Raw genomic sequence first — 21,123 nt, 5'->3', positions numbered from 1 at the left:
AAGAGATCAAAGATAATCATAAAAAAAAGAAATTTTACGGTCTCATCTTTTACATCTTTATGAATAATCCGTAATGTTGCGATAAGTAGAATAATCTCAGCATTCTGTATCTATGATTGTTTTTATTGATCATATATATCGATGAAAAACCTTTTGAATATTAGAAATATTAAGGAAATTTGCAACATGAGAATAATTCCACTTAAAGAAGGCAATTTTTCAGCGAGCAAAACCAAAGATTTTACGCTTTTAACAGAAGAAAATTTTGATACCATCGGAGGAATCAAAATGTCTGTGCAGCCTTTTCTTATTATTACTGAAAATGATTATATCCTTTTGGATGCAGGAATTGGCTGGAAAAATGAGTCCGGAACAACGGTGGCTTCAGAAATTCTTAAAAAAGAAAATATTCGTCCTGAACAGATCACAAAGTTATTGCTTTCCCATCTCCATAAAGATCATATTGAAGGAGCTGTAAAGCTTACGGAAAACGGTTTTGAAGCTGCTTTTCCAAATGCTCAGATGTATATCCAGAAACGCGAACTGGATTTTGCAATGGAAAAGAAAGGAAATCCTTCTTTTGACTTTGATATCCTGGAAAAATTGATTCAACTTCCGAACATTATCTGGATGAATGAAAACCAGGGACAGATCACAGACGAAATTACATATGAAGTAGTCGGCGGACATACTCCTTTTATGCAGGTTTTCTGGATCAGGGAAAATGATGAAACGGCTTTCTACGGAGCCGATGATCTTCCTCAGGCTTCTTATTTAAAATACCATTTGGCCTATAAAAGCGATTTCGATGGCAGAAAAGCAATGGAGCTAAGGCTTAAATGGGAAAAAGAAGCAAGAGAAAATAACTGGAAAATTCTTTTATATCATGATCTGGATAAAGCCATAGTAGAAGTATAAATGCAGAAAAAATGGTTTAAATTTCATTAAACCATTTATAAATATCAAATTCAGAAGGAATATTCAATTTTTTTCTGATTCTGTTTTTCCTGTTCTGTATTGCTTTTGGAGTCACAAAAATACAGGTTGCAATTTCTTTGGTGGTCATATTGAGCTTAAGGTAAATACAAAAGATCAGTTCAGAATTTTTAAGGGAAGGCTGTATATCAGATAACTTTTTAAAAAAATCGGGATAAACCAATCTGAATTTATTCAAGAGACGAGGAGAATTTGCTTTAGCCAATGCCATTATTTCGTCTTGTACAAGAATCTTTTGGGTTAAATCCTCTAAGTTAGTTTCAGGTTTTCTATTTTTCATAATACTTTTTCATCTCTTATTTCAGATACCACATCTCTTGTGTATCTGTACAAAGTCTTTTTTCACTGTTCAATTTGTGTTTTACAGAATCAATACCGGGAATAAAATAATTTTTACATATTCAAAATCCTATAAGTTTTAATTAATATTATGCAATATTTCATGGTTTATAGCTTGCAATTATTGAAATATTTTGTTAAAAAAAATAACACCTATGAATTTCTTTCCATTTTTACACAGGCAAAGAAAGAAAAAAATGATTAAAATTTTATTAAATACGTGTACCACATACATACCACGTTATATTTTGAGTCAAAATATCATAACTGCTTTTATCAGCCTGTTTCCCATTATTTGCGTCTTATTTTAACAGGAAGTAAATGTAGTGGGTTATTGCATTAACTTTTTATGATCTCGATCAATGTTTTCAGCGTATTTACCACAGAAGTGAATAATGATGTATCCATAAAAAGCCGGATTTATTGTAAATCCGGCTTTCTTATAAATTATGTATTATTTTTAGTCTTGATCCAACCCTTTCTGAAACGCTTCCAGATATCTAGAAAGATGAATTCCATCTGCCAATCCGTGATGAGCTTCAATAGAAACCGGAAGGTATTTTCTTCCTTCACGAATATTGAACCGTCCAAAGGCGATTTTAGGAACCGATTCTGTGGTATTAAAATCAGTAGGATGTAATATCGCACTGAACGAGTTCCACGGGATGGTGGTGTGTCTGATGTGGTCCTTCCCCAGCCTTTCATTACTTAACCTAATGCCTGTACTTGTATGAACACCTTTTATCTCCTCCTGCAAAGCGGCATTGAATGTTTCGAAATCTTCTGAAAAAGGAGTGAATGAAAAACCGAAAGTACCATCCGGTCTGCCAATCGTACTGCCAGCGTGAACGGTATCAAACTGTATCACCTGATCATCGATGATTCTGAGCTTTAGCTCATCCACAGTATTAATTGCCACCATAGATTTGTGGAAATAATAGGCAAAAAATGAATAGCCTTTTTCTTTTGCAATATCATATGCTTTTGTACAATCTACCTCGGTTGTAAATCCAAAATAAGGGCTTGCCATACCAGAAAAAAATTCAAAATGTTCTTTTCTGTTCCAGTTCTCTATATCTACGATCTTCATTGATTCTTATTTGCTGCAAATTTCTGAAAGTTTATCCGGTTTTAAAAGTTTATGCTGAAAAATATAATTAAAACTTAATTTTGTAAAGTACCCATTTGGTCGATATTTTGCTGCAAAACAATTATATTTTATACTTTCATTGATTTACTTTTCAACTAACTCCTTTTCATCCAGGAGATTGAAAACATACAACCTTAATTAATAACAAAATAAAAGATAGGATAATGGAAAAAATCGGATTTATCGGATTAGGAAATATGGGCCACCCTATGGCAAAGAATATTGAAAAAGCAGGTTTTCCACTTTCGGTTTACAACAGATCATTGGAAAAAACCAAAGGTTTTCAGGAAAAATCTACCGTTTATACCGAAATTAAAGACCTTGTACAAAACAGTGATATTATATTCACCATGCTGACCAACGACAGTGCTGTAAAAGCAGTATATAAAGAGATTCTTCCTTTAGATATTCAGGAAAAACTCTTTGTGGATATGAGTACTATTTCTTCGGAAACGTCCACAGAAACCGCTGCCGCTCTCAAAATAAAAGAAGCATCTTTTATCGATGCTCCTGTAGCAGGAAGTACTTTACCGGCAAAAGAAGGAACACTGATCATTATGGCAGGAGGTGAGGAAAACGATATCCAGCGCGCTATGCCTTATCTTTTGAAAATGGGAAAATCTGTAAAACATTTGGGTGAAAACGGAAAAGGAATCGCAGGGAAACTATCGATCAATTATTTTTTGTCCACTATCTATCAGGGACTGGCGGAAACTGTTTTACTCTCAGAAAAATTAGGAATTGAACGATCAGATATGCTGGAAATTATTAACGAAAGTGCCAGCGGAAGCGGTGCAACCAAAGTAAAAACACCATTGTTGATTGAAGATCAGTACGCTCCGGCATTTGCCCTTGATCTGATGCTGAAAGACATTCTTCTCGCTAAAAATGCAGGAGCAGATTATCCTCTTTCCGAAGCTTTGATTCAAACCTATCAAAATGCGCATGACAAAGGTTTTGGTGAAGATGATGTGATTGGAATCATCAATTATTTGAAAACAATAAGATAAATACAGAGATTATGAATTACAAAGGAAACCGTTGGTCTGCCAGAAAAACAGATCAGATTTACCTCTTGAGTCTTGATAATCATTCCTATATTATAGAAACTTTAACGGATTTTATTCAGGATCAAAATATCCAGGCAGGAGAAGTAACCGGAATTGGAGCTGTAAGTGAAGCTACCCTTCGCTTCTTTAATCCCGCAACCAAAAAATATGTGGACAAGACTTTCAAAGAACAGATGGAAGTCACCAATATTTCCGGAAATGTGTCTGAAATAGAAGGGAAACTGACACTTCACCTTCATATAACGCTGGGAAGAGAAGATTATACCGCTTTGGCTGGGCATCTTCTGGAGGCAAAAATTCAGGGAGCGGCAGAATTTATTTTCTATCCATTGAATACAAGGGCTGTCAAAATCAAAAATGAAGAAATAGGCATCAACCTCTATGATTTCGAAAAATAGGGTTTCAATTGCTGTTGAAAAATAGTAATTTTAATGAAATATTTATTGGATGTTTGAAGTACTGCTTTCCCATATCGAAAACAAGGTTGATATCACGGACGAACAGAAGAACCTGATTCAGTCCTATTTTACCCTTAAAAAACTTCGCAGAAAACAGTATCTTCTTATGGAAGGAAATGTCTGCAAATCGTTGTCTTTTGTAAGCAAGGGGCTGCTGAAGTCTTATTTTCTGGATGAAAAAGGAAATGAGCACATCAATATGTTCGCCTTTGAGGGCTGGTGGATTTCAGATTTCAACAGTTTTATCAATCAGGAAAAATCTGTCCTGAATATTGATGCTATTGAAGAAACAGAAGTCCTGATGATTACCCTGGAAAACTATGAAAAAATGATGCTGGAAATTCCTGTGATGGACCGCTATTTCAGAATTTTATATCAAAACAGCCTTGTGACAAAAGATTACAGACTCATTGTTTCCAATAGCTATACGGCTGAAGAAAAATATCTTCAACTGGTACAAAAGAATCCTGAAATGATCAAAAGAGTGCCACACAACCTTATTGCTTCTTATCTTGGTCTTGCTCCTGAAACCGTAAGCAGAATCCGTAAAAAGAATTTTATGAATAATCCTTGATCCAGATCAACCCAAATGCATGATCCACATCAAGGGTAAAAGCCTTCTGTCAGCCATAATTTTGTACAGGAAATTTTACAATACTTATGGAAAATATTGCATTGGTAGTTGGCGCTACCGGAATTACAGGAAGTAACCTTGCTGAAGAATTGATTGCACAAGGCTGGACAACATACGGATTATCCAGAAACCCGAACACTCCTATTGATGGTCTTCGTCCTATTAAAGCAGACCTGATGAATGAGCAGAACCTTGCAGAAGCACTGAAAGAGATCTCTCCCACTCATATCTACTTTACCACATGGATGCGCTGCGACACAGAAGAAGAAAATATCCGTGTCAACAGCCTATTGGTGAGAAATCTGCTAAACGTTTTATCCCATAAAAAATCGGTTCAGCATGTGGCTTTGGTTACAGGGCTTAAACATTATCTGGGGCCATTTGAAGCTTATGCTAAAGAAAGAGTTTTACCGGAAACACCTGTCAGAGAAGAACATCCAAGACTTCCCCTTCCCAACTTTTATTACGCGCAGGAAGACGAAGTATATAAAGCTTCTGAAAGAGATGGTTTTACCTGGAGCATTCACAGGCCTCACACCGTAGTTGGATATGCCATAGGAAATCTTATGAATATCGGAACTACATTGGCTGTATACGCCAGCATCTGCAAAGAAACCGGAAGAAAGTTCATCTGGCCGGGTTCAGAGGCTCAATGGAACGGTGTTTCAGATGTGACTGATGCCAAAATACTGGCTAAACAATTGGTTTGGGCATCATCTACAGAATCTGCAAAAAACCAGTCTTTTAATATTGTTAACGGAGATGTTTTCCGATGGAAATGGCTTTGGAAAAAACTGGCGGTCTGGTTTGGTGTAGAAGCTGAAGTTTTCAACGGAACTATAAGACCTCTTGAAAAAGAACTTGAAAACGATCACGAAACCTGGACAGCCATTGCAGAAAAATATAACCTCAAAGAAAGCAATCTTAACCGGCTTTCGTCTGCATGGCATACTGATCTGGATCTGGGAAGACCATTGGAAGTGATGTGTGACATGTCTAACAGCAGAAAACTCGGCTTTACTGCTTATACAACTACAGAAGATTCTTTTATTAATGTCTTTGAAAGACTGAGAGCAGAAAATATGATCCCTTAATAACAGTAGGAAAACGCAAAGACGCAATAATATAATATTTTGAAATATTCAGAATTAAATTTGATTAGAGATAAAATCCTTGCGACTTTGCGTTTTTCCAACAGTTAAATTATAGTGTAATTATGTTTTTTAGTAGTTAAAAGTTAGATCTCCGTAGTCGTTACCCCGAATTTCTTTTTGAAGGAAGAATAAAAGTGAGATAAATTCTCAAAACCCAGATCAAGATAAATATCTGAAGGCTTTTTATCTCTGTTCTTAATTAAATAGTACGCTTCTTTTAATCTTTTCTCTTTCAGCCATTGCTTGGGTGTCATTTCAAAAGTTTTGCTGAAATCTCTTTTAAATCCCGAAAGACTGCGTCCTGTAAGTCTTGCAAAAGCATCTACAGATACATTGAACATAAAGTTTTTGTTCATAAATTCTTTAAGATCAATCTTATGAGGTTCAGAAAAATCAAAAAGAAGATTTTTAACATCCGGATTACTCAGCAAAAGTAATTCAATAGCTTCCTTCACCTTTAATGCTGCTAACTTTGAGGGAATTTTCTTTGTTTTATTAATGTAAGGAATAAGAGAAGCAAAATAGCTCTTAAAAAAATCATCAGGTTCAAAAAATAACCGCTCATTACCACTAAAACCTGTATTTACGGTTATTTTATTTTCTGTAGCATACTGTCTCAGCGTTTCATCATCCAATGTAATGGAAACAAACTGATACTTTTCATGGCTCGAAGGATATTTGATCGTTCTGATCAGTTGGTTTTTTCTCACCAGAACTACGGTATCTTCTTTAATCACCGTTTTACCATGCTCATGAAAAGCATGAGTCTCTCCGGATATCTGAAATCCCAGAAAATGATCCGGAATAAACTCTTCATGGCCTCTGTAAGATTCAAAGGCGCATGAATAAACCAGTTTGTCAAATATGATCTCAGAAGTATTTTCCATCATGCAAATATCTGAAATTTAAGCAATAGCCTGTGCTCCAGCTTCTGCAATTTCCTTATCCTGCTCCGGGCTTCCTCCTGAAGAACCTATAGCACCAATAATTTTTCCTTCTGCATTTTGAAGAACAACACCACCTGCAATAGTCAAAAGTCCTTCATTTGAATTCAGCATACCATATCCATGGATGCCTGTTTCTGAGATAATACTTCCCATCATTTCAGTATTTACACCAAACATAGCGGCAGTTCTTGCTTTTTTAACGGCAAAATCAATCACTCCATAAACACTATCCAGTCTTGCTAATGCGATAAGGTGTCCGCCCATATCTACCACAGCAATAGTTACAGGAATATTTAGAGATAATGCTTTTTCCTTGGCTGTTTGCAAAGCCTTTTCGGCTGTTTTATAATTCAACTCCATGATATTAGCTTTTTGCGGTCCATGCCTCTGCCTGAAGCTGTTTTACAAACTCTTCGGTTTCCTTCGGATGAACATTTCTGAAGTTGCTGTTGTCATCTAAAGCTACATTTACAATCACTTCGGCCATAGACTGAGGATCAAGCTGATGTGCTAAAGATTCTGCTGCTCCGTCAAACGCTGATTCAGGAGTAAAGTTGCTTTTCGGATCATACCAATGGAAAATAGAATCTACGCCTCTATCATTGAAACCTGTTCCAAATACACCTGGATTACAAGTTGCAATTTTGATATTGAACGGAGCTAACTCAGTTCTCAATCCTTCTGCAATAGACTCCAAAGCATGTTTTGAAGAGCAATAAGCAGCAACATAAGGAACGGTCCATAAACCTCCCATCGAAGACGTGAAAATAATCTTTCCACTTTTCTTTTCTACAAACCTTTTGATAAAACCTTGTGCAAGGTTCAATGCACCAAATACATTCACTTCAAACATAGAACGGATAATGTCTACGGGCTGTTCAGCAATCGGACCGCCTTCCATAATTCCGGCATTGCTGATGAGAATGTCAATATCACCATATTTCTTTACAATATAGTCTACATCTCTTTGGCTTGTTACATCCAGTTTGTCGACAGTCAGATCAACTCCCTGTTCTTTAGCTTCACGGATTAAATCACTCATTTGAGGATAGACCTGAGCTGTAGCGATTATTTTGTGTCCTTTTTTAGCAAGATCAAAAGCTACTATCTTTCCAAATCCACTTGCTGCCCCTGTAATTAAAATTGTTTTACTCATTGTATTCTTTTTTAATGATGTACAAATTTCAAAGATTTTAAGAAGGTCAATATTGCCTGAAAGTTCATTTTCATATTGCTGAAAAGCTCAAAAAGTGCATCGTAAAGATTTTTTTTAGAAAAATTCTCTTTTTTGCATCATAAAAAATTAGGATTATCGTTAGGTTTGTAAGCTTTACAACACAACTAATAACTAATATATGCTTAAAATTAAAACACTTTTTTTAATTTTTATCACATCTACTTCTTTTAGCTTTGCTCAAAACTGCAATTGTGAAAGTAATTATCAGTGGGTAAAAAAGACTTTTGAAGAAAATGATGCCGGATATCAGTATGTGATTGATAAAAAAGGTCTTCCCGCTTATCAGGCTCATAATGATAACTTTCTGAAAAGAATCAAAAATGCAAAATCCAATACAGAATGTTATCAGACAATATATGACTGGCTTAAATTCTTCAGATCCGGTCATTTTTCAGTTTCAAAAATAGAAAATAAAGCTACCGAAGCCCCGCCAGCAGCTAGTGAAAATACCAAAACAGAATTGGTGAAAATAGATCTTGAAAAGTTCAAAAAAGAAGCTGCATCTAAAAATGATTCAGATATTGAAGGAATCTGGGAAGTTGAGCCCTATACAATAGGTATTAAAAAGTTTGGGGAAGTCTATAAAGGTTTTATCATACAATCCGGAGCCGAAAACTGGAAACCTAATGAATTAAAGCTGACTTTCAACAACGATAAAACCAAAGGAACCTATTATCTGAGAAATAAAACCGGACAGGAAATTCACGATATGAGACTTGTAGGAAAAAACTATCTTGAAATCAATGACTTTACCCTGAAAAGAGTTTTCCCGAAATTTGAAAAAGAAGAAGGAATTGAAACGTATTATGAGGCTATTATGGCACAAGAACCGTTCCTGAAGCAGCTTAATAAGACTACACTGCTTTTGAGAATCCCTTCATTTAATGGTGCTTTGAAAAAAGATATTGACAGCGTTATTACAGCCAATAAATCAAAAATTGAAAGTACAGAAAACCTAATTATTGATATCAGATATAATGGTGGTGGAAGTGATAACAGTTTTGCCAAAATTATTCCTTATCTCTACACAAACCCTATCCGAAGTGTAAGAACACAGCTTTATTCTACAAAACTGAATAATCAGAGAATGCTTGATTTCTATGACAACTATGAGAAATATGGTATGCAGGCAGATGAAAGAGAATATCTGAAGAAAGCTTATGACAAGCTCAGCAAGAACTTAGGCAAATTTGTAAGCCTTCAGGATGATGGAAAAATTGTAGGAATCACCAAAATGGATAAAATTTCACCATATCCAAAGAATGTAGGAATCATCATTAACAACGGAAACGGAAGCACTGCGGAAGAATTTTTACTGGCTGCTAAACAAAGTAAAAAAGTAAAGCTTTTCGGAACCACTACTGCCGGAGTTCTGGATATCTCCAATATGTATTTTGTAAATTCACCTTGTAACGAGTTTAAACTGGGTTATGCACTCTCCAAAAGCTTTCGTATTCCTGATATGGCCATTGACGAAAAAGGTATTCAACCCGATTATTTCATAGACAAAACTATTCCGGATTATCAATGGATTGACTTCGTAAATGACGTGTTGAATGAAAAATAATCGATAGAAGCTGTTTCAATTGGGAACAGCTTTTTTTATGCTTTTAATCTTTCCTGTATCATTTTCCATCAATAGAAATGGACCATTATCCTGGGCGTAGTCGGAGAAAGCCTGTTTAATAAAAGAAATTTCATTACCGGCTTTGGCCTGAATTTATTATGAATGATCATTCAAACATAATAGATCCTGTTATGAGATTTTATACCACAAAAATTAAAAAATAAACACTTTATTGTAAATTGGTTAAGTTTTTGAAGCTAATTGTATAAACCAATTACACCATTGAAATTAATCACATTTACAAAAAAAGGCATTTACTGTCCTCAGGGAAAATTTTATATAGATCCCTGGAGACCCGTCGAGATGGCTGTTATCACCCATGGTCATGCTGATCATGCCCGCTGGGGAATGAAAAAATACCTTTGTCACCATTTTACCAAACCTATTCTGTACCAGAGAATTGGACCAGATATCGAATGCCAGAGCGTAGAATATGGAGAAGTGATTACCATCAATGGAGTAAAACTTTCACTTCACCCTGCCGGACATATCATTGGTTCTGCTCAGATAAAGCTTGAATATAAAGGCTATGTAACTGTCATTTCAGGAGATTATAAAGTTCAGGATGATGGGTTAAGTACTCCTTTCGAACTGGTAAAATGCAATGAATTTGTGACAGAAAGCACCTTTGGACTGCCTATTTACAACTGGCTGGAAGTTCCGGACTTAAATAAAAAACTCCAGAACTGGGTTCTGAAAAATAAAGAAAACAATAAAACTTCTGTATTCATAGGGTATTCTTTAGGAAAAGCCCAGCGTATCATGAAAGCAGTGGAAGATTTAGGGAAAATATATGTTCATTATTCTATCGGAAAGCTTAATGAAGCCTTTGAAACAGTAGGAATTGAACTTCCTGAATATACCATTGCGGATTTCAGAGAACGTCCGAAAGAAATGGAGCACGAAATTGTGATTGTACCACCTGCTTTGCTCGACAGTAATATCATCAAAAAGATTCCAGATCCGGCCACGGCCATATGTTCCGGCTGGATGCAGGTACGTGGTGCCAGAAGATGGCGAAGCGCGGACGCAGGATTTGCGATGAGTGATCATGCAGACTGGAAAGGGCTGTTACAAACGGTAAAAGCAACTGAAGCAGAGCTGGTTCATGTTACTCATGGACAGACAGAAGTTTTTTCAAAATATCTTAATGAAACAGAAATTAAAGCAGATGTTGTAGAAACACTTTACGGTGAAGATGAAGAAGAATCTGAAAAAGAAATCTCACAAAATCCGGAATCATGAGACATTTTGCAGACCTTATCAACGCGTTGGAAACAACCAATAAAACCAATGCTAAAATTGATGCTATCATTGACTATCTTGAGCGTGCTCCTGATGAAGATAAAGTATGGTTTATCGCTTTATTTACCGGCAAAAGACCTAAGAGAAATGTCAATACCAATTACATGAAAGAATGGGCCCTGGAAATCACAAAACTTCCTTATTGGCTGTTTCAGGAATCCTATTCTTCGGTAGGAGATCTTGGAGAAACTCTATCATTAATTCTTCCGCCTCCAGAGGAAAAAATTGAACGTTCATTATCAGAATGGATGAATGATATCGTGAGTCTGAAAGGCAAAACAGATGCAGAAAAAAAAGAATTTGTACTGCAGTCCTGGAATGGGCTGGATTATACCGAGCGATTGATTTTCAATAAATTAATTGGTGGAAGCTTCCGGATTGGAGTTTCAGATAAAACATTAATCAATGCACTGACAAAATTTTCAGGGCAGGAACCGAGTGCTTTGATGCACAGTTTAATGGGAAAATGGCAGCCGGAAAAAGTTTCCTTCAAAGAACTTATTGATGCCGAAAATGTAAACCCTGACAACTCAAAACCATACCCTTTCTGCCTTGCCTATCCTTTGGAAAAAGAGACTAAAGAACTGGGAAGTCCTGATGAATGGCTGGTAGAATACAAATGGGACGGAATACGCGGGCAAATCATCAGGAGAAACGATGAAGTGTTCATCTGGTCAAGAGGTGAAGAACTCGTCACAGAACAATTTCCGGAAATTACAGATGCCATAAAAGCCATGAAAGGTAACTTTGTACTGGATGGAGAAATACTTGCAGTAAACGATGGTAAAGTTTTAAATTTTAATGAATTACAAAAGAGATTAAACAGGAAAACTTTAACTAAAAAAATGCTCTCAGAAATACCTATAGAAGTCTTTGTCTATGACTTACTGGAACTGGAAGACAACGATCTGAGAGAAAAACCCATCTCCGCAAGAAGAGCTTTACTTGAAGAATTATTACTGAATGAGAACCCTGAACGCATCAGCATTTCCAAAAGTCTGGATTTTGAAAAATGGGAAGAACTGAATTTGCTTCGTGAAAATTCAAGAGATGTAAACAGTGAAGGTTTGATGTTAAAACAAAAAAATTCACCTTACCATTCCGGACGGAAAAAAGGTGACTGGTGGAAGTGGAAAATCAATCCTTTTACCATTGATGCCGTTCTGATCTATGCCCAGAAAGGAAGCGGCAGGCGAAGTGCTTATTACACAGATTATAGTTTTGCTGTGAAAAACGGAGATAGCCTGGTGACCATTGCCAAAGCCTACTCAGGATTAACAGATAAAGAAATCATGGAGGTGAGCCGATTTGTTACCAAAAATGCCATCGAGAAATTCGGTCCTGTAAGAACGGTAAAAGCAGAACTGGTCTTTGAAATTGCTTTTGAAGGTATAGGTTTCAGCAATCGTCATAAAAGTGGTGTAGCTCTACGATTTCCAAGAATTGTAAGATGGAGGAAAGACAAAACCGTAGACGAAATTGATGATTTGGAAGAAATAAAAAAATTAATACAATAGATTTTAAAACAATGTCGCAAGATATTTTTATTAATACTATTTTCGTTCGCAAAGACAACTACGTTCAGCGATAGTAAGAATTGTCTTTACTGAGTGAAACGTCCTTGCGATCGAAAATTAAACAATATCACATAAATTCTTAGCCCCTTTTGCGTTAAAACAAAATAAAAAATAAAATTGGCAGCTTTCGAACATACCAACGGACTAAAGATCATTCAGCAATGGATGACGGATAAAGGTATTGCCCCTTTCAGATTTCAGCTGGAAACCTGGAAAAAATTTGGAAACGGATACAGCGGAATGGTGGTTGCTCCTACGGGTTTTGGAAAAACTTTTTCTGTTTTTTTAGCCTTAATTTCAGATTTTCTGAATCATCCTGAACAATATAAAAAAGGATTAAAAATGATCTGGATCACGCCACTCCGATCTTTGTCCAAAGATATTGCAAAAGCGATGCAGGAAGCCATTGATGAAATCGGGCTTGATTGGGCTGTAGGCGTAAGAAACGGAGATACGGATCCGAAAGTTAGACAACAGCAGGTAAAAAAGATGCCTGAAATTCTTGTTGTAACTCCTGAAAGCCTTCATCTGCTTCTGGCACAAAAAAATAATGAAACATTTTTCCGGGATATGAAATGTGTAGCAGTGGATGAATGGCATGAATTATTGGGTTCAAAGCGTGGTGTCATGGTAGAACTTGGTATCTCTCAGCTTAAAAAATATGTTCCGAAGATCAAAATATGGGGAATCACTGCAACCATCGGAAATCTGGATGAAGCCATGGAAGTGCTTATTCCGTATGATATTAAAAAGACAAAAATTACAGCCAAAGAACATAAGAAAATAGATATTCTGCCGGTGTTCCCGGATGAAATCGAGATATTGCCATGGGCAGGACATCTGGGAAACAAACTTGCAGATAAAGTTGTTCCTATTATTCTGGAATCAAAATCTACCATTGTATTTACGAATACCAGAAGTCAGAGTGAAATGTGGTACCAGCTTTTACTCGATGCTTATCCTGATTTTGCAGGTCAGATCGCTATCCATCACAGTTCCATTGATGCTCATTTAAGAATCTGGATTGAAGAAAATTTAAGTTCAGGAAAATTAAAAGCTGTGGTTTCCACATCATCTTTAGACCTCGGAATTGATTTTAAACCTGTAGACACAGTTATTCAAATTGGTTCTGCCAAAGGCGTTGCACGCTTTCTTCAAAGAGCCGGACGTAGTGGCCACTCTCCTTTTGAAACTTCAAAAATCTATTGTGTTCCCACCCATTCTTTGGAACTGATCGAGGTTTCAGCTCTAAAAGAAGCTGTAAAACAGAAAGTGGTTGAGCCCAGAGAGCCACAGGTTTTATGTTTCGATGTGCTGGTTCAGTTTCTGATGACATTGGCGGTTGGAGACGGCTTTTATCCTGATGAACTGTACCCAAGAATTAAAAAAGTATATGCCTTTCAGGAAATGCTGGATGAAGAATGGAAAAGCATCCTGGAATTTCTTACGATTGGCGGCAGTGTGTTGAAAAGCTATGAAGAGTTTCATAAAATCGTCATTATGGAAGATGGTCTTTATAAAGTAACTTCAAGAAAAATCGCTATGCTCCACCGGATGAATATGGGTGTGATTGTGAGTGATGCCATGTTGAAGGTAAAATTTATTTCCGGTGGCTATATCGGAATGATTGAAGAATATTTTATTTCAAAATTAAAAAAAGAAGAAAAATTTATTCTGGCCGGACGTACACTGGAAGTTGTTATCATTAAAGATATGACGGTATATGTAAGAGCAGCTAAAGGAAGAGCCCTGGTTCCGAGCTATCTTGGCGGAAGGCTCCCTTTGAGCTCCAATCTGGGGCATTTTCTTAGAGAAAAACTGTCACATGCCTTAAATCCGAAAGCTTGGGAAAAAGAGCTTAAATTTTTACACCCACTTTTAAAGAACCAGGAAAAAAACTCCCATATTCCCAAAGAAGATGAGTTTCTGGTGGAATTGATCAAAAACCGTGAAGGATATCATTTGTTTATGTATCCTTTTGAAGGACGTCTGGTTCATGAAGTAATGGCAGCTCTGATTGCCTATCGGATCTCGAAACTGGCTCCAATATCCTTTTCTATGGCGATGAATGATTATGGATTTGAACTGTTCAGTGATAAAGAAATTCCTTTAAATGAAGACAATCTTCAACAGATTTTAAGCAGAGAGAATCTGATGAATGATGTGATCGCAAGTATCAATTCTGCGGAAATGGCAAGGAGAAAATTTCGTGATATTGCAGTGATTTCAGGAATGGTAATTCAAAATTATGCCGGGCAACAACGTTCTAACAAATCATTACAGAGTTCTGCCGGACTGATTTTTAAAGTATTGGAAGACCATGATTCCAATCATTTTTTAATAAAACAGGCGTATACAGAAGTTTTTAATATGCAACTTCAGGAACAGCGGCTTGTAGAAGCTTTTAAAAGAATTGAAAAATCTGAAATTATTTTAAAATATTCCCGATCATTTACTCCGTTAAGTTTTCCTATTAAAGTGGACAGTTTACGACAAACGCTTTCAAGTGAAGGACTGGATGCGAGAATTAAAAGAATGCTGAAACTGTCTGATATAAGTGATATTTGATGATTAATTCAATATTTTTCTCAAGAAATCCACGCTATTTTAAATCTTATTCATTACCTAATATTCTACGTTAATTTTCTTGATAAGTTTAAATAATCATCGTAACTTAGAGTATACCTTCTTAGAAGTTGAAATAAAATTTAAAAATGGAAAAATTGTTCTTAGTCCGTCACGGACAGTCACTCTGGAATCTGGAAAACAGATTTACAGGGTGGAAAGATATCGATATAACTGAAACCGGTATTGAAGAAGCAAAAAAAGCAGGTATTGCGCTGAGAGGAGAAAGAATAGATATAGCATTCACTTCTGCCCTGATCAGAGCCCAGCATACCCTCTCTGTCATTCTGGATGAAATAGGAAATCCGGATATTCCTGTCGTTAAAGATAAAGCATTAAATGAACGTTCTTACGGAAATCTGGAAGGGCTCAACAAAGCAGAAACGGCTCTGAAATATGGTGATGAACAGGTTCATACCTGGCGCAGATCATTTGATGTAGTTCCACCAGGTGGAGAAAGCCTTAAAGATACTTACAACAGAGTAATCCCTTATTTTGAAAGCCAGATAAGGCCGTTGCTGAAACAGGGGGAAAATGTATTAATTGTAGCGCATGGCAACAGTCTACGAGCGCTTATCATGTATCTGGAACATCTTTCTCCTGAAGAAATTTTAGAAAGAGAAATTGCTACTGGTTTTCCACTGACTTATATTTTTGATGAGAAATTTCATGTAAGCAGGAAAGTTAGCTGATCTGGTTTAAATAGATTAACTTTAAACCTTCAATTTTCAATTTATTAAGTGTTGATAGCAACTAAAAATATTTCCATCCAAAACGAAAGTTTCATTCTCACCAACCAGCGGGCAGCATTCTGGCAAAAAGAAAAAGCCTTGATTCTATCTGATCTGCATATTGGAAAAACAGCTCATTTTCGTAAAAACGGCATTGCACTGGCCAATCATATTATGAAAAGTGATATGGAAAGATTGTCAGCGCTGATTGCATATTTTCAGCCTGAAAAATTTATTGTAGTCGGAGATCTACTTCATGCCGGAGACAATTCTGATGTAGATGAATTCTGCAGGTGGAAAAATCAGTATCCAGATATAAAGTTTTATCTTATTGAGGGAAATCATGACCGGATCTCAAAACCTCTGGAAGAAAAGTTATGCTTTAATTATAAATCTGAATTACTTGAAATAGAAGGCATCACTTTTATTCATGATTTTGATGCAACAGCATCCGGATTCCAGATTACCGGACATATCCACCCAGGAATTGTGCTGAATTCTGCTGTTAAAAACATCAGACTTCCATGTTTTGCTCTCAGCAACAATCAATTATTATTACCTGCTTTCAGCGAATTCACAGGACTAGATACAAAAAACCTGCCTAAGAAAAGTACATTTTTTGTATTTACAGATGAAGAAATTTATGAAATATGATCACTTAAGGTGTTAACTCCAGTGGATTTTCATATTTCTTATTCTCTTTTCTTTCTTTTTCTCTTTTCTTCAGTATTTCCTGTCCTTTTATAATGGTAGTTCCATAACTAGCAAGTACACCTGCTGCATTCGTTTCAGCATTACTTTGTGCCTGTTTTAATTTTGTCTGTGTGGTTTCTGCAGCTCCGGTGTATCTGCTTTTCTTCATATTGATTCGTTTATTTTTTAATTGAGAGTTAGACATGGATTTTACCAATTCAAAATCATAATCTCCTTTTTCATCGGTGATTTTTATGATTAAACCAGGTAATCCACTGAATTTCATTGGCCCGTACGGAAACGGAATTTCAGGAGCATACCATGCAATCCAGTTTCTTCCTTTAAAGGTAACTTCCGCTTTTTTACAATTAATCGTATTGATTACTTTAGTTTCATTTATAAGCTTCCAGTTCTTTATCACGGGTTCTTTATAGGTGAACAATGACATGAAAACTGAATCAAAATATTGTATGTTTTCATGAGTTTGTATAATGGTAAAGTTAAAGTCTGTTTTTGGAATTACCGTTCCTTTTTTCCAACCCAGTGTTATACTTCCATCTGGATTATTTGTTGTTGTTCCTGAGTTTGCCATTACTGAATCTCCTTTAAGTGATACTGCATTTGCAAAAAATGCACAATTATCACCTATTTGTAACAAAAATTGGTCTTCATATTTGTTATCTGTTCGCGTATCAAATTTGGCTCTTAACATATATGTGAACTCACCACGTAAAGTATCTTGTTTGTATGATTGGGTATAGGATAAAACACTATACAACAGAATGAATAGTTGAAGTAACTTTTTATGGCAATCCATAGGCGAGGTTTTCATTTTTAAATAGCACTTATAATCAAATATCTTCTACTATAAGTGCTTCAATTTACATTAATTAAGGCTAGCTGCAAGATGTTTAGGATCAGAGCCGGAAAAGATAGGTGTTTTACAGTTAATAGCTTCAACCCTTTCACGCCATTCTGCTTGTTGTGGTGTCCAGTCCTGAGTCGTCGTAGCTGTTATACCGCAAGAAGTTTCGGCAATCCAAACTTGACCTGCTTTTACCGCTTTAAGTTCGTTTCGGGATAATTTTTTAAAATTTTTCATTATTTGTGTTTTTAAATTTGAATATAAATGTACACAATAATTCATCTCAGAAACGAATTATTATTTTATGTTAAACAATTGATTTTCAATAATTTCAATTAATACAATTTAAATAACGAAGTCTATTCTATAATCAGAAAATTGTAATTTTATACATGCTACATAATCAGAATTAAAGAGATTTTTTTAAACTGAAAATATTTTAAAAAAAAATAAAAGGCAGATAAAAACCTGCCTTTATAAAACCATCATTTACATGCCTCTAACATCCTGGTTTGTAGTTTTCGCTATGAAGCATAGCTTAGAAATTATTATAAAAACGATTCGTGAAATCTTAATTTTTCTTGCTTAAACGAATACTGTAGACTGTAATCAATACCGTAACCAACAGAAATAAAGCACCTATCCATGGCGTACTTGCCAAACCTAAGGAAGAGGTAACAATCATTCCTCCAGCATAAGATCCGATTGCAATACCGATATTAAAAGCCGCAATATTGATCCCTGAAGCTACATCCTCAGTTCCCGGGACTTCTTTTTCAGCAATCTGTACCACCAATAACTGAAGTCCGGGAACAGAAGCAAATGATAAAGCTCCTAAAAGAAAAAGGGTAATGACGCTTAAAACCGGACTGCTTACTGTAAAATAAAACGCAAGCAATACCAATCCCTGTGCCGCAAACATCCATAAAAGAGCTTTCAGAGGATTTTTATTCGCAACTTTCCCACCAATGAGGTTTCCTAAAGCAATGGCAATTCCATAAATCAAAAGGATAAAAGTGACCGTAGATTCCTGAAATCCCGTAATTTTCTGTAAAATAGGTGACAGATAGGTAAATACTACAAACGTACCTCCATACCCCATCGCAGTCATTAAAAAAGCAAAAATCAAACGTCTGTTTCCTAATACTTTAAACTGACTCTTTAAAGATGCGGTTTTCCCATTTTTAAGGTTATTTGGAACTAATAGCAAACTGGCTACCAACCCTATAATTCCAAGGATTGAAACCCCTATGAAAGTTGCTCTCCATCCGAAATGCTGTCCTATAAATGTTCCCAGTGGAACTCCTGTTACAATCGCAAGAGTAAGTCCGGCAAACATAATAGAAATGGCTGTGGCTCTCTTCTCTTCAGAGACGAGCGAAGCTGCAATGGTAGAACCTATGGAAAAATAAACTCCATGGGCCAACCCCGTAAGTATTCTTGCCAGAATTAATGTTATAAAGCTGGGAGCTATAGACGCCAGTCCGTTTCCAATAACAAATAGCATCATAATGGAAACCAGAAGCATTTTGCGTGGTACTTTCCCTGTTAATGCCGTTAATATCGGTGCTCCGATAGCTACTCCTATCGCGTAAAGACTTACCAGTAGCCCTGCAGAAGGAATAGTAATTCCAAGGTCAGAAGCTACTGTGGGAAGCAGGCCTACAATAACAAATTCTGTAGTCCCAATTCCAAAGGCACTTATCGTTAATGCCCAAAGCGCTGCAGGAAGACCTTTTTTAACAGTCTTTGATGCGGTATTGATCTGTATTTCTTTTTGAAAGTTCATTGTCTTGTAATTTGTTGAGATTGACAAGGCAAAGTTCCGACGAATATCTATATTATAAAAATTATTTAAATTGTATCAAAGTATCAGAATAATGATAGTTTTATTTTACATTTAAAATGTGTTCCTTTGTAAAATATTATCATCAGTTTTAATGAAGAAATCAGAAGCAACCCGTCTTACTATTCTCCAGAAAGCGTTCGAATTGATCTATGTGAAAGGTTTTCAGACTACAAGCATTGATGAAATTATCGCAACGACTCAGGTGACGAAGGGTGCTTTTTATTATCATTTTAAAACCAAGGATGATATGGGACTCGCTATTATTACGGATCTGATGAAGCCCAATTTCAGAAAGATTTTCATAAACTCTCTTCAAAACAGTCAGAATCCTTTAGACAGTATTTATGATATCATGTTCCATTTACTGATTGAAAACGACTTTTTAAAAGTGGAATATGGCTGCCCTACTTCAAATTTCGTACAGCAAATGGCACCATGGCATCATGCTTTTACACAGGCTTTGCATGAACTTTCAAAAGAATGGGAACAGGCTCTTGCAGAAAGTATTGAGAAAGGTAAAGAAGCAGGAATCATCAACAAAGAAGTAAATGCAAAAGAAGTAAGTGTTTTTGTTATTTCAGGCTATTGGGGAATAAGAAATCTGGGTAAGTTAGAAAATTCAAAAGAAGTATATCTTATTTATTTAAAAGGACTTAGATCTTATTTCAACACGCTTCAATAATTTTTTCTCAAAAAACATACTAATTAGTATGTTTTTATTTTACCTTTGTTGTGTTCAAAAAAAAACGATGTATCAAACCCTTACTTTTTTACATTCCCTCACCCGATGGTTGGTCTTAATAAGCTTGATTTATGCAATTTATCGTTCTTTCAAAGGATATTCTTCCAACAGAAAATTTACAGGAGCAGATAACAAGGTAAGGCACTGGTCTGCAACGATAGCTCATATTCAGCTGGCCATAGGAATGATATTTTATTTTAAAAGCCCGGTGATCCAATACTTCTGGAAAAATTTTAACGAAGCCAAAGACTCTTTGGAACATGTATTTTTCGGACTAATCCATATTTCGCTGATGATTACAGCCATTATTATCATCACGATCGGCTCTGCATTAGCCAAAAGAAAATTGTCGGATAAAGAACAATTCAAGACAATGGGACTCTGGTTTTCTATCGCATTGATTATTATTTTGATTGCCATTCCGTGGCCTTTTTCTCCTTTTGCAAACAGACCTTATTTCAGATAATTATGATCAATTTATTTAAAACAAAAATCGGCCGGCTTAGGATTCTGGCTATTTTGGAAGGAATTTCCTTACTGATTCTGATATTTATTGCAGTCCCTATGAAATACTGGATGGACAATCCTTTATGGGTAAGACTCATTGGCCCTGTGCACGGAACATTATTCCTACTCTTCCTGTTCAATACACTGAGCGTGGGCGTAGAGCAGAACTGGAAATTTGAAGAAATAACATGGAAGGTAATTTTGGCCTGCTTTATTCCGTTTGGTACTTTTTATATTGACAAAAAAATTCTGAGCAAGCTATGAAAATTCTTTTTATATTCTGTGGAATAGCTCTTATTTTGTATGTTGTCTACAAAGTATACAGATTCCAGACTTTAGATAACGGTTTGCCGGAACTCCTTAAAAAAGGAGTTGTTATTTTGGATGTAAGAACGGAAAAGGAATATGAAACAGGGCATATACAAGGCTCTGTGAATATTTCTTTAGGAACAATCAGAGAACGCTATACTGAATTAGATCCCCAAAAAACATATATCACAGTGTGTTCTCACGGACTCAGAAGTGTAAAAGCGGAGAATATCCTGAAAGAAAGAGGCTTTAAACATATCTACAACGGAGGTGCCTGGACCGATCTCCAGCAAACGATTCATCCATAA

At 36.0% G+C, this 21,123-nt stretch carries 23 protein-coding genes; 15 read left to right on the top strand and 8 right to left on the bottom strand.

Annotated features, from left to right (window positions below; genetic code table 11):
- Positions 1-186: 186 nt before the first annotated feature.
- The gene (locus RHP76_RS03510; RefSeq protein ID WP_062669592.1) at positions 187-918 is read left to right on the top strand and encodes an MBL fold metallo-hydrolase; all 732 of its coding nucleotides are present in this window, start codon (positions 187-189) and stop codon (positions 916-918) included.
- Positions 919-934: 16 nt separating this feature from the next.
- Here the strand turns inward: RHP76_RS03510 and RHP76_RS03505 are convergent, their stop codons facing one another.
- Together RHP76_RS03505 and RHP76_RS03500 are read right to left on the bottom strand one after the other, a co-directional pair.
- Positions 935-1,276, bottom strand: coding sequence for a helix-turn-helix transcriptional regulator (locus RHP76_RS03505; protein WP_062669594.1), 342 nt, complete (start codon positions 1,274-1,276; stop codon positions 935-937).
- A 519-nt stretch (positions 1,277-1,795) separates the two neighbouring features.
- Positions 1,796-2,425, bottom strand: a complete 630-nt coding sequence (locus RHP76_RS03500) for a CatA-like O-acetyltransferase (protein ID WP_288441986.1) — start codon at positions 2,423-2,425, stop codon at positions 1,796-1,798.
- Between the two features lie 224 nt (positions 2,426-2,649).
- Here RHP76_RS03500 and RHP76_RS03495 point away from each other — a divergent pair, with 224 nt between their 5' ends.
- From RHP76_RS03495 to RHP76_RS03480, 4 genes are all read left to right on the top strand, one after another.
- Complete coding sequence (locus RHP76_RS03495) at positions 2,650-3,495, top strand: NAD(P)-dependent oxidoreductase (RefSeq protein ID WP_120231109.1); 846 nt, start codon at positions 2,650-2,652, stop codon at positions 3,493-3,495.
- 11 nt (positions 3,496-3,506) lie between these two features.
- Positions 3,507-3,953, top strand: a complete 447-nt coding sequence (locus RHP76_RS03490) for a PPC domain-containing DNA-binding protein (RefSeq protein ID WP_062669601.1) — start codon at positions 3,507-3,509, stop codon at positions 3,951-3,953.
- 49 nt (positions 3,954-4,002) lie between these two features.
- Positions 4,003-4,587 carry a Crp/Fnr family transcriptional regulator gene (locus RHP76_RS03485; protein ID WP_311229491.1) on the top strand — a complete coding sequence of 195 codons (585 nt, stop codon included), beginning with the start codon at positions 4,003-4,005 and terminating at the stop codon, positions 4,585-4,587.
- A gap of 86 nt (positions 4,588-4,673) precedes the next feature.
- Complete coding sequence (locus tag RHP76_RS03480) at positions 4,674-5,741, top strand: SDR family oxidoreductase (protein WP_311229490.1); 1,068 nt, start codon at positions 4,674-4,676, stop codon at positions 5,739-5,741.
- A gap of 143 nt (positions 5,742-5,884) precedes the next feature.
- On the opposite strand, the gene RHP76_RS03475 is transcribed toward RHP76_RS03480, so the two are convergent.
- The 3 genes from RHP76_RS03475 to RHP76_RS03465 are packed head-to-tail and all read right to left on the bottom strand — an operon-like array spanning position 5,885 to position 7,904.
- Positions 5,885-6,691, bottom strand: coding sequence for a helix-turn-helix domain-containing protein (locus RHP76_RS03475; protein WP_311229489.1), 807 nt, complete (start codon positions 6,689-6,691; stop codon positions 5,885-5,887).
- Between the two features lie 15 nt (positions 6,692-6,706).
- On the bottom strand, positions 6,707-7,108 hold the full coding sequence (locus tag RHP76_RS03470; protein ID WP_120231104.1) for a GlcG/HbpS family heme-binding protein: 402 nt from the start codon (positions 7,106-7,108) through the stop codon (positions 6,707-6,709).
- Between the two features lie 4 nt (positions 7,109-7,112).
- A complete protein-coding gene (locus tag RHP76_RS03465) occupies positions 7,113-7,904 on the bottom strand; it encodes an SDR family oxidoreductase (protein WP_062669611.1) in 792 nt (263 codons plus the stop codon).
- A gap of 199 nt (positions 7,905-8,103) precedes the next feature.
- On the opposite strand from RHP76_RS03465, the gene RHP76_RS03460 reads away from it, so the two are divergent.
- From RHP76_RS03460 to pdeM, 6 genes are all read left to right on the top strand, one after another.
- Positions 8,104-9,552, top strand: coding sequence for a S41 family peptidase (locus tag RHP76_RS03460; protein WP_311229488.1), 1,449 nt, complete (start codon positions 8,104-8,106; stop codon positions 9,550-9,552).
- A gap of 282 nt (positions 9,553-9,834) precedes the next feature.
- Positions 9,835-10,857 carry a ligase-associated DNA damage response exonuclease gene (locus tag RHP76_RS03455; protein WP_311229487.1) on the top strand — a complete coding sequence of 341 codons (1,023 nt, stop codon included), beginning with the start codon at positions 9,835-9,837 and terminating at the stop codon, positions 10,855-10,857.
- Positions 10,854-12,434 carry an ATP-dependent DNA ligase gene (locus tag RHP76_RS03450; RefSeq protein WP_311229486.1) on the top strand — a complete coding sequence of 527 codons (1,581 nt, stop codon included), beginning with the start codon at positions 10,854-10,856 and terminating at the stop codon, positions 12,432-12,434. Before RHP76_RS03455 ends, RHP76_RS03450 begins: the two co-directional genes overlap by 4 nt.
- Before the next feature lie 225 nt (positions 12,435-12,659).
- On the top strand, positions 12,660-15,062 hold the full coding sequence (locus RHP76_RS03445; protein ID WP_409193530.1) for a ligase-associated DNA damage response DEXH box helicase: 2,403 nt from the start codon (positions 12,660-12,662) through the stop codon (positions 15,060-15,062).
- Between the two features lie 146 nt (positions 15,063-15,208).
- Entirely contained in the window at positions 15,209-15,811 is a 603-nt protein-coding gene (locus RHP76_RS03440; RefSeq protein ID WP_062669619.1) for a 2,3-bisphosphoglycerate-dependent phosphoglycerate mutase, read from the top strand.
- Between the two features lie 51 nt (positions 15,812-15,862).
- On the top strand, positions 15,863-16,504 hold the full coding sequence (gene pdeM, locus RHP76_RS03435) for a ligase-associated DNA damage response endonuclease PdeM (RefSeq protein WP_216444623.1): 642 nt from the start codon (positions 15,863-15,865) through the stop codon (positions 16,502-16,504).
- Positions 16,505-16,508: 4 nt separating this feature from the next.
- Here the strand turns inward: pdeM and RHP76_RS03430 are convergent, their stop codons facing one another.
- The 3 genes from RHP76_RS03430 to RHP76_RS03420 all read right to left on the bottom strand — a co-directional run bounded on the left by RHP76_RS03430 (position 16,509) and on the right by RHP76_RS03420 (position 19,197).
- Positions 16,509-17,360: a GLPGLI family protein gene (locus RHP76_RS03430; RefSeq protein WP_311229484.1), complete on the bottom strand. Its 852-nt coding sequence runs from the start codon at positions 17,358-17,360 to the stop codon at positions 16,509-16,511.
- A gap of 69 nt (positions 17,361-17,429) precedes the next feature.
- Positions 17,430-17,645 (bottom strand): bacteriocin-like protein, encoded by a 216-nt coding sequence (locus RHP76_RS03425; RefSeq protein WP_311229483.1) that lies wholly within the window; start codon positions 17,643-17,645, stop codon positions 17,430-17,432.
- A gap of 334 nt (positions 17,646-17,979) precedes the next feature.
- Positions 17,980-19,197 carry an MFS transporter gene (locus RHP76_RS03420; RefSeq protein WP_311229482.1) on the bottom strand — a complete coding sequence of 406 codons (1,218 nt, stop codon included), beginning with the start codon at positions 19,195-19,197 and terminating at the stop codon, positions 17,980-17,982.
- A gap of 151 nt (positions 19,198-19,348) precedes the next feature.
- On the opposite strand from RHP76_RS03420, the gene RHP76_RS03415 reads away from it, so the two are divergent.
- The 4 genes from RHP76_RS03415 to RHP76_RS03400 all read left to right on the top strand — a co-directional run bounded on the left by RHP76_RS03415 (position 19,349) and on the right by RHP76_RS03400 (position 21,123).
- On the top strand, positions 19,349-19,939 hold the full coding sequence (locus RHP76_RS03415) for a TetR/AcrR family transcriptional regulator (RefSeq protein ID WP_311229481.1): 591 nt from the start codon (positions 19,349-19,351) through the stop codon (positions 19,937-19,939).
- 124 nt (positions 19,940-20,063) lie between these two features.
- Positions 20,064-20,465, top strand: coding sequence for a hypothetical protein (locus tag RHP76_RS03410; RefSeq protein ID WP_311229480.1), 402 nt, complete (start codon positions 20,064-20,066; stop codon positions 20,463-20,465).
- 2 nt (positions 20,466-20,467) lie between these two features.
- Complete coding sequence (locus tag RHP76_RS03405; protein WP_288444558.1) at positions 20,468-20,770, top strand: DUF3817 domain-containing protein; 303 nt, start codon at positions 20,468-20,470, stop codon at positions 20,768-20,770.
- On the top strand, positions 20,767-21,123 hold the full coding sequence (locus tag RHP76_RS03400) for a rhodanese-like domain-containing protein (RefSeq protein WP_288444561.1): 357 nt from the start codon (positions 20,767-20,769) through the stop codon (positions 21,121-21,123). Before RHP76_RS03405 ends, RHP76_RS03400 begins: the two co-directional genes overlap by 4 nt.

Origin of the sequence: Chryseobacterium sp. SG20098, from assembly GCF_031844745.1 — a bacterium.
In the GTDB taxonomy this organism is placed as follows: domain Bacteria; phylum Bacteroidota; class Bacteroidia; order Flavobacteriales; family Weeksellaceae; genus Chryseobacterium; species Chryseobacterium cucumeris.
Note: the sequence above shows the minus strand (reverse complement) of the source record. Positions and strands in the feature narration are given on the sequence as shown.

Excerpts from the sequence above, each read along its gene's own strand:
- RHP76_RS03510 (WP_062669592.1), top strand. The coding sequence starts at position 187 with ATGAGAATAATTCCACTTAAAGAAGGCAATTTTTCAGCGAGCAAAACC.
- RHP76_RS03505 (WP_062669594.1), bottom strand. The coding sequence starts at position 1,276 with ATGAAAAATAGAAAACCTGAAACTAACTTAGAGGATTTAACCCAAAAG.
- RHP76_RS03500 (WP_288441986.1), bottom strand. The coding sequence starts at position 2,425 with ATGAAGATCGTAGATATAGAGAACTGGAACAGAAAAGAACATTTTGAA.
- RHP76_RS03495 (WP_120231109.1), top strand. The coding sequence starts at position 2,650 with ATGGAAAAAATCGGATTTATCGGATTAGGAAATATGGGCCACCCTATG.
- RHP76_RS03490 (WP_062669601.1), top strand. The coding sequence starts at position 3,507 with ATGAATTACAAAGGAAACCGTTGGTCTGCCAGAAAAACAGATCAGATT.
- RHP76_RS03485 (WP_311229491.1), top strand. The coding sequence starts at position 4,003 with ATGTTTGAAGTACTGCTTTCCCATATCGAAAACAAGGTTGATATCACG.
- RHP76_RS03480 (WP_311229490.1), top strand. The coding sequence starts at position 4,674 with ATGGAAAATATTGCATTGGTAGTTGGCGCTACCGGAATTACAGGAAGT.
- RHP76_RS03475 (WP_311229489.1), bottom strand. The coding sequence starts at position 6,691 with ATGATGGAAAATACTTCTGAGATCATATTTGACAAACTGGTTTATTCA.
- RHP76_RS03470 (WP_120231104.1), bottom strand. The coding sequence starts at position 7,108 with ATGGAGTTGAATTATAAAACAGCCGAAAAGGCTTTGCAAACAGCCAAG.
- RHP76_RS03465 (WP_062669611.1), bottom strand. The coding sequence starts at position 7,904 with ATGAGTAAAACAATTTTAATTACAGGGGCAGCAAGTGGATTTGGAAAG.
- RHP76_RS03460 (WP_311229488.1), top strand. The coding sequence starts at position 8,104 with ATGCTTAAAATTAAAACACTTTTTTTAATTTTTATCACATCTACTTCT.
- RHP76_RS03450 (WP_311229486.1), top strand. The coding sequence starts at position 10,854 with ATGAGACATTTTGCAGACCTTATCAACGCGTTGGAAACAACCAATAAA.
- RHP76_RS03445 (WP_409193530.1), top strand. The coding sequence starts at position 12,660 with ATGACGGATAAAGGTATTGCCCCTTTCAGATTTCAGCTGGAAACCTGG.
- RHP76_RS03440 (WP_062669619.1), top strand. The coding sequence starts at position 15,209 with ATGGAAAAATTGTTCTTAGTCCGTCACGGACAGTCACTCTGGAATCTG.
- RHP76_RS03430 (WP_311229484.1), bottom strand. The coding sequence starts at position 17,360 with ATGGATTGCCATAAAAAGTTACTTCAACTATTCATTCTGTTGTATAGT.
- RHP76_RS03425 (WP_311229483.1), bottom strand. The coding sequence starts at position 17,645 with ATGAAAAATTTTAAAAAATTATCCCGAAACGAACTTAAAGCGGTAAAA.
- RHP76_RS03420 (WP_311229482.1), bottom strand. The coding sequence starts at position 19,197 with ATGAACTTTCAAAAAGAAATACAGATCAATACCGCATCAAAGACTGTT.
- RHP76_RS03415 (WP_311229481.1), top strand. The coding sequence starts at position 19,349 with ATGAAGAAATCAGAAGCAACCCGTCTTACTATTCTCCAGAAAGCGTTC.
- RHP76_RS03405 (WP_288444558.1), top strand. The coding sequence starts at position 20,468 with ATGATCAATTTATTTAAAACAAAAATCGGCCGGCTTAGGATTCTGGCT.
- RHP76_RS03400 (WP_288444561.1), top strand. The coding sequence starts at position 20,767 with ATGAAAATTCTTTTTATATTCTGTGGAATAGCTCTTATTTTGTATGTT.